This is a genomic window from Streptomyces sp. NPDC030799 (assembly GCF_055572255.1).
The window spans coordinates 301,963-313,133 of sequence record NZ_JBVIDS010000007.1 but is presented as its reverse complement, the minus strand read 5'-3'; the positions used below and the strand labels follow the sequence as shown (position 1 = coordinate 313,133).

The 11,171-nt window shown below is 71.8% G+C and carries 11 protein-coding genes and 1 riboswitch; of the genes, 4 read left to right on the top strand and 7 right to left on the bottom strand.

What is annotated here, in order from left to right; genetic code table 11:
- Positions 1-10: 10 nt before the first annotated feature.
- From ACZ41I_RS20040 to fahA, 6 genes are all read right to left on the bottom strand, one after another.
- Positions 11-238, bottom strand: coding sequence for a 4Fe-4S dicluster domain-containing protein (locus ACZ41I_RS20040; RefSeq protein ID WP_031166915.1), 228 nt, complete (start codon positions 236-238; stop codon positions 11-13).
- A 35-nt stretch (positions 239-273) separates the two neighbouring features.
- Positions 274-1,062, bottom strand: coding sequence for a GntR family transcriptional regulator (locus ACZ41I_RS20035; RefSeq protein ID WP_468514693.1), 789 nt, complete (start codon positions 1,060-1,062; stop codon positions 274-276).
- A 133-nt stretch (positions 1,063-1,195) separates the two neighbouring features.
- Positions 1,196-2,134: a M56 family metallopeptidase gene (locus tag ACZ41I_RS20030; RefSeq protein ID WP_363214202.1), complete on the bottom strand. Its 939-nt coding sequence runs from the start codon at positions 2,132-2,134 to the stop codon at positions 1,196-1,198.
- Between the two features lie 278 nt (positions 2,135-2,412).
- Positions 2,413-2,799: a GntR family transcriptional regulator gene (locus ACZ41I_RS20025; RefSeq protein WP_399774826.1), complete on the bottom strand. Its 387-nt coding sequence runs from the start codon at positions 2,797-2,799 to the stop codon at positions 2,413-2,415.
- On the bottom strand, positions 2,796-3,569 hold the full coding sequence (locus ACZ41I_RS20020; protein WP_468514692.1) for a hypothetical protein: 774 nt from the start codon (positions 3,567-3,569) through the stop codon (positions 2,796-2,798). Before ACZ41I_RS20020 ends, ACZ41I_RS20025 begins: the two co-directional genes overlap by 4 nt.
- Positions 3,570-3,677: 108 nt before the next feature.
- Positions 3,678-4,895: a fumarylacetoacetase gene (fahA, locus tag ACZ41I_RS20015; protein ID WP_468514691.1), complete on the bottom strand. Its 1,218-nt coding sequence runs from the start codon at positions 4,893-4,895 to the stop codon at positions 3,678-3,680.
- Between the two features lie 305 nt (positions 4,896-5,200).
- On the opposite strand from fahA, the gene ACZ41I_RS20010 reads away from it, so the two are divergent.
- From ACZ41I_RS20010 to ACZ41I_RS20000, 3 genes are all read left to right on the top strand, one after another.
- Positions 5,201-6,445 (top strand): carboxylate--amine ligase, encoded by a 1,245-nt coding sequence (locus tag ACZ41I_RS20010; protein ID WP_468514750.1) that lies wholly within the window; start codon positions 5,201-5,203, stop codon positions 6,443-6,445.
- Between the two features lie 45 nt (positions 6,446-6,490).
- Complete coding sequence (locus tag ACZ41I_RS20005; protein WP_363214198.1) at positions 6,491-7,693, top strand: FAD-dependent oxidoreductase; 1,203 nt, start codon at positions 6,491-6,493, stop codon at positions 7,691-7,693.
- Positions 7,694-7,868: 175 nt separating this feature from the next.
- Positions 7,869-8,681: an HAD family hydrolase gene (locus ACZ41I_RS20000; RefSeq protein ID WP_468514690.1), complete on the top strand. Its 813-nt coding sequence runs from the start codon at positions 7,869-7,871 to the stop codon at positions 8,679-8,681.
- Positions 8,682-8,833: 152 nt separating this feature from the next.
- Here ACZ41I_RS20000 and ACZ41I_RS19995 read toward each other — a convergent pair whose 3' ends face one another.
- Positions 8,834-9,322 (bottom strand): transglycosylase SLT domain-containing protein, encoded by a 489-nt coding sequence (locus tag ACZ41I_RS19995; protein ID WP_363214196.1) that lies wholly within the window; start codon positions 9,320-9,322, stop codon positions 8,834-8,836.
- Between the two features lie 3 nt (positions 9,323-9,325).
- A riboswitch (cyclic di-AMP (ydaO/yuaA leader) is annotated at positions 9,326-9,501 on the bottom strand.
- A gap of 576 nt (positions 9,502-10,077) precedes the next feature.
- On the opposite strand from ACZ41I_RS19995, the gene ACZ41I_RS19990 reads away from it, so the two are divergent.
- Positions 10,078-11,088 (top strand): polyprenyl synthetase family protein, encoded by a 1,011-nt coding sequence (locus tag ACZ41I_RS19990; RefSeq protein WP_363214195.1) that lies wholly within the window; start codon positions 10,078-10,080, stop codon positions 11,086-11,088.
- Positions 11,089-11,171 lie beyond the last annotated feature (83 nt).

Genomic DNA, 11,171 nt, shown 5'->3' with positions numbered 1-11,171 from the left:
GTTGTACCTCTCACCGCAGCAGATAGGGCATGTTGACCGTGACGGCTCCGGTGGGGCAGCGGGCCGCGCACGGGCCGCAGTACCAGCACTCGTCGACGTGCATGTAGGCCTTGCCGTTGGTCTCGTCGATGGCCAGGGAGTCCAGCGGGCACATGTCCACGCAGAGGGTGCAGCCGTCGATGCACTTCGACTCGTCGATGGTCACGGGCACGTCGGCCCGCTGGGGCGCCAAGGGCATGGCTGTCTCCAGGAAACGTGCAGGCAGGGGGCGTGTTACGACCGGTGGAGCAGGCCGCTCATGGTGATCCGGTCGCCGCGGAAGCGAATGAACTCCAGGTCGACGGGGCGGCCGTCGGCGAGGTGTGTGAGGCGTTCCAGCATCAGTACGGCGGCGCCGCGCGGGGCCTGGAGTACGGCGGCGGAGTGAGTGTCCGCGTTCACCGCCTCCAGGGTGATCTCGGCGTGGCCGAGGCGCTGGCCGGTGATGGCTTCCAGGAGGCGGAAGACATCGGTGTTCTCCAGGTCGGCACCGAGCAGGGCGGTGCCGATGTCGAGCGGGATGTAGGTGAGGTCGAGGGAGAGCGGGAGGCCGTTCAGGCGGCGCAGGCGTTCGATGTAGAGGACGTCGGCGCCGGCGGGGATGCGGAGGCGGTCGGCCACCGGTGCGGGTGCGGGGGCGGGGCCCATCGTGCGGACCTCGTTAGTGACGCGGCCGTGTTCGCGGAGGGTTTCCGCGAGGCCCATCAGGCGGTCGAGCCCGTGCGGGTACTTCTGGGCGACGACCACGGTGCCGACCCCGGGCAGCCGCTCCACCAGGCCTTCGGCCCGGAGGAGGTCCAGAGCCTGACGGACGGTGTTGCGGGAGGCGCGGTAGTCGGCGGCGAGGGTCGACTCGTGGGGGAGGGGGCCGTTCCGGAAGGCGCCGGTGAGGATCTGGTGGCGCAGCAGGTCGGCCAGCTGCCGGGCCCGGTCCGCACGCAGCCGTCGACGCGCGCGGTGGGCGGCGACGGTGGTCGCTGCGCCCTGACCTGCGTGGTCTCGGGGACGTTCGGTGGGTGGCATGGCCGAAACCATACCGACCCGGTAGGGAATAGGGTGTTGCTGCAGTGTTGCGCCAGGTGAGGGGGCGTTGGATACGGCGCTGAGCTGCGCGTTTCCCGCTGGGAGCGGGAAGATCTGCCACCCGGCGGTCCGGTCAGGACAGTGCCGTCAGCCCCGGCGCGAACGTGATCAGGAGCGGCAGCAACGGCACCAGCGCGGCCACCGTCGTCGTCAGCGCCCGGTGCCGGCGCAGCAGCCGTGGCGGCGGCTCCAGCAGGCGGTCCACGCGCTCGCCGAGGAGGCGCCGGCTGGAGTCGCAGGACAGGACGCCCCGGTGCTGGTTCAGCTCGATCAGCGCGAGGGCCGTCGTGAGGTGTCCGCAGCGCCGGGACGCCGTGTCGTCGGCGGCCAGCTCGACCAGGCGGTGCGTCTGGTCGCAGAAGTGCGCGAAGAGCGGCACGCGCGGGAAGCCCGTGGCGAGCGCGGTGGACAGGTGCAGCAGCCAGTCGTGGTGGGCACGCGCGTGCCCGCGCTCATGGGTGAGGACGGCGTCCAGCTGGTGGTCGGTGAGGCGCTGCAGCGCTCCCGTCGTGACGACCAGTTGCGGTGGGTGTCCCGGCATCCACCAGGCGTCCGGGTATTCGTCCTCCAGCACCAGCATCGGGCCGCGCGCCGCCGGCAGGCCGGCCGGCAGATCGGGGGCGCGCTCCTGGAGCTGCGCGCGGGCCTGGCCGCGGCTGCGGCGGGCCTCGACGAGTTCCCGGCCCAGCATCGCCGTCGTCCAGGCGGCTCCGCAGGCCAGCAGCACGGTGAGGGCGGCGGCCCACACCGGCGCGGCGGAGAGGTCGTAGGCGGCGGTGACGGAGGGCGGCGCGGGGGCGAAGACACGGTCGCGGACGGTGTGGAAGACGGCCGCCGTGCCCAGCACCAGTGCCGCCAGGCAGCACAGCAGGACGGTGGCGACCAGGCACTGCCACACCCACAACGCGACCACCGGTTCCCGCTCGGGCCAGGCCGCACGGGTCAGCGCGCGTGGCGCCGGCAGGGCGGCCGTCAGGGCGACGACGCTCAGCAGGAGCAGGCAGACGGTCATGCCGGGGCTCCGGTTCCTGGTCGGAGAGTTGTGCGGGTGTCGGTGGTGCGGGTGACGCGCCGAGGGCGCGTCGCGTGTGGTGCGTGTCCGCCCAGTATGACGGTGAGAGGCGGCGAGAGTCAGGTCTCGGCGGTGATCGGTCCCGCGGTTGCGGACGCCCGCACTTCTTCCCGTCGGGCGTGCCCGCTTTTCCTGCCGCCGGGGTGCCCGGTTTCCTTCCGTCGGGCGCGCCCGGTTTCCTTTCCGTCCGGCGTGCCCGGCCGTCGGGTGCGGAAGCGCTACGTCTCTCGCTCCTGGAACGCGCGGCGTACCGCCTCCAGGACCTCGTCCTCTGTGAAGCCCAAGGCTGCCGCCCAGGCGACGAAGTCCCGCGTACCGTCGGTGAGTGCCGCCGTCTCGTGGCGGCGGGCGCCCGGGGGAGGCGGCGCCACCCGCGTCCCCGCGCCGCGCCGGGTCCGGATCAGGGACGCCGCCTCCAGTTCGCGGTAGGCGCGGGCGACGGTGCCCGCTGCGAGGCCGAGGTCCGCGGCCAGTTGCCGTACCGTCGGCAGCCGCTCTCCCTCGGCCAGCCGTCCGCTGCTGATCAGGGCGGCGAGCTGGGCGCGGATCTGCTCGTAGGGCGGTACGGGGCTGGTCGTGTCGACCCGGACGGCGGTGCCGCTCACCGGCGTGTCCCCGCCCGGCGGCGCCACCCCGCCCGCGGCGAGCAGACGGTGAAGACCATCCACGGCGCGGTCGCCAGCGAGATCAGCGTGAGCGGCAGCAGGACCGCGTCGGCCGCGGTGCCCGCGGCGCCGTCGCACGTCATGCTCGAAAGGGCGCCCGAGGCCGTTGAGGCCGCGCCCAGCAGCGAGGTGGAGACGACGATCCCCCAGGCGGCCACGATCGCCAGCGAGCGGTCGCGGCGGGACTGTTCGTCGCCGGGCCGGGTGGCGATCCGCCGCAGCGCCCAGCCGCACGCCCCCGTGGCGACGGCGAGGGAGGCCAGCATCGGCAGGCCGTAGTAAAGACCGGGCCAGGGGCCGTGTGTCTCGGTCATGCCCCGGCAGGCCAGGGTGAGTTCACGGCCGGCCCGGCCCAGATCGTCCGGCGAGGCCACCGCGCCCGCCGTCGCCAGCAGTGCCACCAGGGCGATCGCGAGGACGGCCAGCAGCCGGGTCATCCGCGGCGGTACGTAGTCGCGGGCGCGGCGTGGTGCGAGCCCGGCGGTGCGGACGGCTCCCCGGGCCGGCGCGGTCAGCGCGTCGCCCACCAGGACGCCGGCGACCGCGCACAGACCGAACGCCGGGATGGCGTACAGCACGCCGTCGCCGTGGTCGAGTGTGGACAGCCAGACGGCCGCCAGGGCGCCCGTGGCCAGTCCCGTCCAGCGGGCGTAGCGGTCGACCGGCGCCCGGGAAGCGGCCGCCGGCGTCGTCGTGTCGAGATCGGTCATGGAAGTCCCCCGTGAACAGCACCACTTGTACTCACCGCTTGTATCAAGCGGTGAGTACAAGATGCTCGTCCGGCGGACTTGTGTCAACTTCTTGCTACAAGAGCCTGCTCATCCCGCCACGACCCGGCCGCTGACCTCACCCAGGCCGACATGGCGCCCGTCCGCCCCGGGGGCCCATGCCGACAGGGTGACCACGTCGCCGTCCTCCAGGAAGGCCCGCTTGCCGTCGGGCAGTTCGAGGGGGTCGCGGCCGTTCCAGGTCAGCTCCAGCAGTGAGCCGCGCTGACGCTCCTCGGGGCCGCTCACCGTGCCCGAGCCGTACAGGTCGCCGGTGCGCAGCGAGGCACCGTTCACCGTCATGTGGGCGAGTTGCTGGGCGGCGGTCCAGTACATGGTCGAAAAAGGCGGCTCGGAGACCACATGGCCGTTGATCGCGACGGAGATCCGCAGGTCGTAACCGCCCGGCTCGATGCCGGGTGCCGAGTCGTCCAGGTACGGCAGCAGCGCGTGCGTGCGCTGCGGAGGCGCCACGCGCGCGTGCTCCAGCGCTTCCAGCGGGGTGATCCACGCCGACACCGAGGTCGCGAAGGACTTGCCGAGGAAGGGGCCGAGGGGGACGTACTCCCAGGCCTGGATGTCGCGCGCGGACCAGTCGTTCAGCAGGCACAGCCCGAAGACGTGGTCGCGGAAGTCGGCCAGCGCGACCGGACTGCCCATCGCGGACGGCACGCCCACGACGAAGCCGACCTCCGCCTCGATGTCCAGCCGGATCGACGGCCCGAAGACGGGTGCCGGGTCGGCCGGGGCCTTGCGCTGCCCGGAGGGCCGGACGACGTCCGTGCCGGAGACGACGACCGTGCCGGAACGGCCGTGGTAACCGATCGGCAGATGCTTCCAGTTGGGGGTGAGGGAGTCCTCGGCGTCCGGGCGGAAGATCTGGCCGACGTTGCGGGCGTGGTTCTCCGAGGCGTAGAAGTCGACGTAGTCCGCCACCTCGAAGGGCAGGTGCAGGGTCACCTCGGACAGGGGGTGGAACAGCGGCTCGACGGCCTCGCGGTGCGCGGGGTCCGTGACCCAGGCGGTGACGGCGCGCCGTACCTCCGACCAGGTGGGGCGGCCGGCGGCCAGCAGCGCGTTGAGAGTGGGGCGCGCGAGCAGCGCGTGGTGGGGCGAGCGGAGGGCGGCGGCAGCGGCGCCCGCGTCGAGGACGTGGTCCCCGAGCCGGACGCCGACCCTCCGCTCCGTGCTGCCGGAGGGCGAGAACACGCCATAGGGAAGGTTGTGCGGGCCGAAGGGGTCGCCCTCGGGGACGTCGAAGGGGGGCATGGGGTGCTGCCTCACTCTCATCCGGGCCGTGCGCGGCGATCGTTCCATGTGGTCGCGCCACACGTTACGGCTGTGATGCGTGTCTTGGGCAGAGCCCCCTGCGGCACCCGGGACGGTGTCCGAAAGGTGCGAGTCGAAGAAGCTTCGAAAGGTTGCTCGCATCCTGTCTAAAGAGTTCGCAATGTCCGGAAAAGCCTTGTCGGAGGCGGCAATTCCGGCTTAGCGTCCTTTGGGGACACGGACGGGGTGGGTCCGTTCCATTGGGGGGACGCGTGGGGGGACCCGTGGCCGGAGACACCGTCGGTGTGCCGTTCGAGGCGGACCGGGACGTACCAGGACTGATCGTCAAGTTCGGCGACTATCCGCTGCACCACGGCGGCGTGGGGGCGATCCGCAGTCTGGGCCGGCTCGGCGTGCCCATGTATGCCATCACCGAGGACGCGTACACGCCCGCGGCCTCCTCGCGTTATCTGAAGAAGGCCTTCGTGTGGCCGACGACCGGTGCGGAGGACCCGGGCCGCCTGGTCGAGGGCCTGCTGCGCATCGGCCGCCGTATCGGCCGCCCCACCGTCCTCGTCCCGACGGACGAGGAAGCCGCCGTACTGATCGCCGAGCACCAGGACGAGCTGGCCGGTTCTTTTCTCTTCTCGCGGGTCGACCCCGCCCTGCCGCGCCGGCTCGCCAGCAAGCAGGGCCTGCACGAACTGTGCGCGGAGCACGGCGTCGCGAGTCCCGCGTCGGCGTTCCCCGAGTCGTACGAGGACGTCGTCGCCTTCGCCGACACGGCCCGCTTCCCGGTGGTGGCCAAGAACCGGGAGGCGTTCGTCCGGCGCACCCGGCCCGCCGTCAACGGCACCACGCGGATCGCCACCCGCGAGGGCCTGCTCGCGCTCGCCCGCGACTGGGGCACGCGGCCGGGTGTGATCCTCCAGGAGTACCTGCCGCGCGAGGAGGCCGAGGACTGGATCGTGCACGCCTGCTTCGACCAGGACTCCAGCCCTCTCGCCCTGTTCACCGGCGTCAAGGTCCGCTCGTGGCCGCCGCACGCCGGCATGACGGCGAACGCGTACGTCGTCGACAATCCGGAACTCGCCGACCTCGCCGCACGTTTCATCAAGCAGATCGGCTTCAGCGGCATCATCGACCTCGACCTGCGCTTCGACCGGCGCGACGGACAGTACAAGCTCCTCGACTTCAACCCCCGCATGGGCGCCCAGTTCCGGCTCTTCGAGAACGAGTCGGGTGTGGACGTCGTACGCGCCATGCATCTGAACCTGACCGGCCGCCCCGTTCCGGAGGGGGAACAGCGCGCCGGCCACCGCTACATCGTGGAGAACATCGACCTCCCCGCCCTCCTCGCCTACCGCCGCAGCGGCTATACGACGCCGCACGCGCCGGCGAGGGCGAGCGGGACGGAGCTGGCCTGGCTCGCGGGTGACGACCCGCTGCCGTTCCTCACGATGCTCGCCCGCTTCGTGCGCCCGGGCGCGAAGCACCTCTATCAGCTGTGGCGGACCAACCGCCGCGGCAGCAGCACCACCACGAAGTAGGCAAGGCCACCAAGCGTGGCGCACCGTGTCCTGGGGAGGGACTTCGTGACACGACCGGTTGCAGTCATCGGGGCCGGGCCGTTCGGCCTGTCCACTGCCGCCCATCTGAGGGCGCGCGGCATCCCCGTCCGCGTCTTCGGCGACCCCATGGTCAGCTGGCGCGACCACATGCCCGAGGGCATGCTCCTGAAGTCGACGCCCGCCGCCTCCAACCTCGACTGCCCGCAGCCCGGCCACACACTCGCCGACTACTGCGACGCGGCCGGGATCCGCCGTCTGGTGACCGACGAGGACATCATCCCGGTGGAGACGTTCATCGCCTACGGCGAGTGGTTCCAGCAGAAGCTGGTCCCCGGCCTGGAGCGGGTGCGGGTCGTCTCCGTGGACCGCGACAAGAGCGGCGGCTTCGAACTGAAGCTGGACTCGGGCGAGATGTTCACCGCGCGCGCCGTCGTCGTCGCCACCGGCCTGTCGGGCCTGGCGCACCTCCCGGCGGAGCTCGCGGGAGCCGCGGCCGACGGACCGGCGCCCACGGGCCCGGTCTCGCACAGCTCCCAGCACCACGACCTGGGCCGCTTCGCCGGCAAGGAGCTGATCGTGATCGGCGCCGGCCAGTCCGCGCTGGAGACGGCCGCGCTCGCCGCCGAGGCGGGGGCACGCGTGCGTGTCGTCGCGCGCGGCCGCGGCCGGGTCGCCTTCGGCGCCCCGCCCTGGGACCAGCCGAAGCTGCGCCCCGAGTCCCCCTTCGGCCGGGCCTGGTCGCTGTGGGCGCTCAGCTACTACCCGCACCCCTACCGCTATCTGCCCGAGGCCACCCGTCACCTCCTGGTCCGCCGGGTCCTCGGACCGCTCGGCGCCTGGTGGCTGCGTGAGCGCTTCCAGAGCGCCGTGCTGGTCCAGGACGTCGAGCGGGTCGTGGGCGCCGAGGCGCCGGACGGCAGCCCCGTCCTCACCGTCCGCACCCACGGCGGCCGTACCGAGCGGCTCACCGCCGACCATGTCATCGCCGCCACCGGCTACCGCGTCGACATCGCAGCGATGGACTTCCTCGGCCACGAACTGCGCACCCGGCTCGCCGTGAGCCGCGGCACGCCCAAGCTCGGCCCCGGTTACGTCTCCTCCGTCCCCGGGCTGTATTTCACGGGACTGCCGGCGGCGTCGTCGTACGGCCCGGTGATGCGCTTCGTCTGCGGTACGGAGTTCGCCTCTCCGCGCCTGACGAAACACCTGGCGGCGGCCCACGGCTGAAGCCTCCGGGAAATCCGGCCCGGGTCCGTCACATCTCCCGCCCGCGAACCACCGTGTTCGATCGCAGCCACACCGCCATCGGGGGGCCGGCACACACCAGTTGGGGCTGGGCAGTACGTAAGTGCGCAGGACCACAAGGTGAGTCGGCGGGGTGAGGTATCCGTATTCTCTGATCATGGCAGCCTCCCCCGCGTACGCTCTGATCGCCACCGACCTGGACGGAACGCTGCTGCGCGGCGACGACACGGTCTCCGACCGGTCGCTCGCCGCGCTCGCGCGGGTGGCGCGGGCCGGTGTCCGGCATCTGGTGGTGACGGGCCGCCCGGCCCCGCGGGTACGGCCCCTGCTCGAGCAGCTCGGCTGCACGGGGCTCGCGGTGTGCGGACAGGGCGCGCAGGTCTACGACGCCGCGTCCGGTCGTCTGCTGTGGTCGGTCCGGCTGGACCGGGAGCTGGCCGAGACCGCGCTCGGCAAGATCGAGGCCGAGGTGGGGCAGGTCTACGCGGCCGTCGACCAGGACGGCGTCGACGGGCTCACGCTCATCGAGCCGGGCTATCTGATGCCGCACCCGACCCTGCCCGCGGTACGGGTCGGCCGGCGCGACGACCTGTGGTGCGAGCCCATCAGCAAGGTGCTGTTGCGCCATGCCGAGCTGTCCGACGACGAGTTGGCGTCGGTCGCGCGCGCGGTGGTCGGCTCGCTGGCGACGGTCACCATGTCGGGGCCGGGAACCGTGGAGCTGCAGCCGTCCGGGGTGACCAAGGCGACCGGCCTCGCGCTGGCCGCCGAGCGGCTCGGGATCGCCGCGGAGGAGGCCCTGGCGTTCGGCGACATGCCCAACGACATCCCGATGTTCGACTGGGCCGGACACGGGGTCGCCATGGCCAACGCGCACCCCGAACTCAAGGCGGTGGCCGACGAGATCACCCTGTCGAACGAGGACGACGGCATCGCCGTCGTCCTCGAAAGACTGTTTCCGACCGGCTGACCGGCACCGACCGACTGGCCGGCCCTTCAGTACGCGGCCGTCCGGCGCAGGCCCGGAGGATGCACGGCGGCCGCCCGGCACGCCCCCGTCGGTCAGGTGCGGGGGCGTGCCGGGCGGCCGGTGTCCGTCCCGCCTGCCGGCCGGCGGAGCTGTCAGTACGCGCCGAAGACGTTGTCGATCGACCCGTACCGCTTGGCCGCGTAGTTGCAGGCGGCGGTGATGTTCGCGACCGGGTCGTAGATGTTGAAGGAGGTTCCGGCCACGTGGTACGCGTTGAACGTCGGGTCGATGACCTGGAGCAGGCCCTTGGACGGGATGCCCTTGGCGGCGTTGGAGTCCCAGAGGTTGATGGCGTTGGGGTTGCCCGAGGACTCACGCATGATGTTGCGGTAGATGCCGTTGTAGCTGCCCGGGATGCCCTTCTGGGCCATGATCGCGAGGGACTCGCGGATCCAGCCGTCAAGGGTGTTCGGGTAACCGGCGGGGGTGGTGGAGACCGTGGTGGCGGCCGGGGTCGCGGCGGAGGCGCTGGTCGCCCCGATGAGCGGCAGGGCGAGGACGGCGGCACCGGTACCGGCGGCGGCGAGGGCGCGGACGATGCGGTTGTTCCGGGTACGGCGGTGCTGAGCGGCAGCAGGCATGGGGAAGTTCCTCTCCGGCGCCTGCGAGGTGAGCTGTCGGGTTCGGGCGGGGAGGTGCCCGACCGTGCCCGGGAAGGCACGGCTTCACCCCTAGCCGTTCCGGTGCGACGTGTGCCGTCCGGCCCGGCGACTTACCTGGGTCCCCCGCTCCTGCCATACGGATGAGTCCGTGGATGGTTATGCGGGCGGTGGCAGGATTCGGCGTCCGCCCGACGGCCCGGAACGTATGCGAGAGCACATGTCGGAAACAAGTACCGGATTCACACAACGTCCTATTTGACCTTGATCTATGCCCTATGAGGCGCTTGATCCTTTGCGGTTGCCAACCCTCAACTCGCCAGCGGGCCAAGGGGAGAAGGCGAGGTCGACGGGGATGGGGTGCCGACGGGTGCTCGTGACCCAACTCACGAAATAGCAAAAGGCTTCAAGTCGGACATGGGGGATTCAGGTGGGTCGACTGGATGGCGGAACCCGCGACCTGGCGCCCGTCGTTGTCCCGGGAGAGGAAGGTGCAGGCGTTACTCCGCTCGCCTCTCGTCTCGCGACAAAGCGGACAGATTCCCGTTAAGTCGATAAATATACGTTCATATCGCTTGATCAAAAGCATCCCGGACATGACCCGATACCTCCCAGGCTGGACCGGTGGGCGCTATCGGTGATCGAAAGAGGACCGGATACGCTGACTTGAGTGATGGCAGCGACCTATCGACAAACCGTGTAATCGCCAGCAGACACCAGCAGACAGGAGACCCCTCGTGACCGTCGTCGGGCCGTTCGGGCTGAGCGTGCGGGACCAGGCTCTGGAAGCCGATGTCCAGGCCGGATTGACGGCTGTCGAGGAAGGCTTGCTCGAGGCCACCAAGAGCGAGGTCCCGTTCATCACGGAGGCCGCGCAGCACCTCGTACGGGCCGGCGGGAAGCGGTTCCGGCCGCTGCTCGTGATGCTCGCGGCCCAGTTCGGCGACCCCTACGCGCCGGGCATCGTGCCGTCGGCCGTGGTCGTGGAGCTGACCCACCTCGCCACGCTGTACCACGACGACGTCATGGACGAGGCGGCCGTACGGCGTGGCGTGGACAGCGCCAACACCCGCTGGGGCAACTCGGTGGCGGTCCTCACCGGCGACTTCCTCTTCGCCCGGGCCTCCCAGATCCTCGCCGACCTCGGCCCCGAGGCCGTCCGGGTGCAGGCCCTCGCGTTCGAGCGGCTGGTCACGGGCCAGATCCTGGAGACCGCCGGCCCCGCGGACGGCCGTGACCCGGTCGAGCACTACCTGGACGTGCTCGGCGGCAAGACCGGCTCGCTGGTGGCGGTGTCGTGCCGGTTCGGCGCGATGATGTCCGGCGCCGACGAGACGGTCGTCGACGTGCTCACCCAGTACGGCGAGCGGCTCGGCGTCGCCTTCCAGCTCGCCGACGACGTCCTGGACATCGCCTCCGACTCGCACGAGTCCGGCAAGACCCCCGGCACCGACCTGCGCGAGGGCATTCCTACGCTGCCCGTGCTGCGGCTGCGCGAGCGGGCGGCCCGGCTGGGGCTGCCCGAGGACATCGCGCTGTGCCGCCTGCTGGACTCCGACCTCAGCGACGACGCCCGGCACGCCGAGGCGCTGGCCGCGCTGCGCGCCCACCCCGCGCTGGAGCAGGCCCGCCGGGACACCGTCCGGTACGCGGAGGAGGCCCGCGCCGCGCTGGCGCCCCTACGGGAGTGCGACGCCAAGGCGGCGCTGATGGAGCTGTGCGACGCGGTGGTGCACCGCGCCGGCTGACCCGGCCGTCCGCGCGGGCCACGCCTCACGGCGGCGACCGGCCGTACGACCTCTGCGCGGCCCCTACGGCCCAGCGGTCCGGC

Excerpts from the sequence above, each read along its gene's own strand:
- ACZ41I_RS20040 (WP_031166915.1), bottom strand. The coding sequence starts at position 238 with ATGCCCTTGGCGCCCCAGCGGGCCGACGTGCCCGTGACCATCGACGAG.
- ACZ41I_RS20035 (WP_468514693.1), bottom strand. The coding sequence starts at position 1,062 with ATGCCACCCACCGAACGTCCCCGAGACCACGCAGGTCAGGGCGCAGCG.
- ACZ41I_RS20030 (WP_363214202.1), bottom strand. The coding sequence starts at position 2,134 with ATGACCGTCTGCCTGCTCCTGCTGAGCGTCGTCGCCCTGACGGCCGCC.
- ACZ41I_RS20020 (WP_468514692.1), bottom strand. The coding sequence starts at position 3,569 with ATGACCGATCTCGACACGACGACGCCGGCGGCCGCTTCCCGGGCGCCG.
- fahA (WP_468514691.1), bottom strand. The coding sequence starts at position 4,895 with ATGCCCCCCTTCGACGTCCCCGAGGGCGACCCCTTCGGCCCGCACAAC.
- ACZ41I_RS20000 (WP_468514690.1), top strand. The coding sequence starts at position 7,869 with ATGGCAGCCTCCCCCGCGTACGCTCTGATCGCCACCGACCTGGACGGA.
- ACZ41I_RS19995 (WP_363214196.1), bottom strand. The coding sequence starts at position 9,322 with ATGCCTGCTGCCGCTCAGCACCGCCGTACCCGGAACAACCGCATCGTC.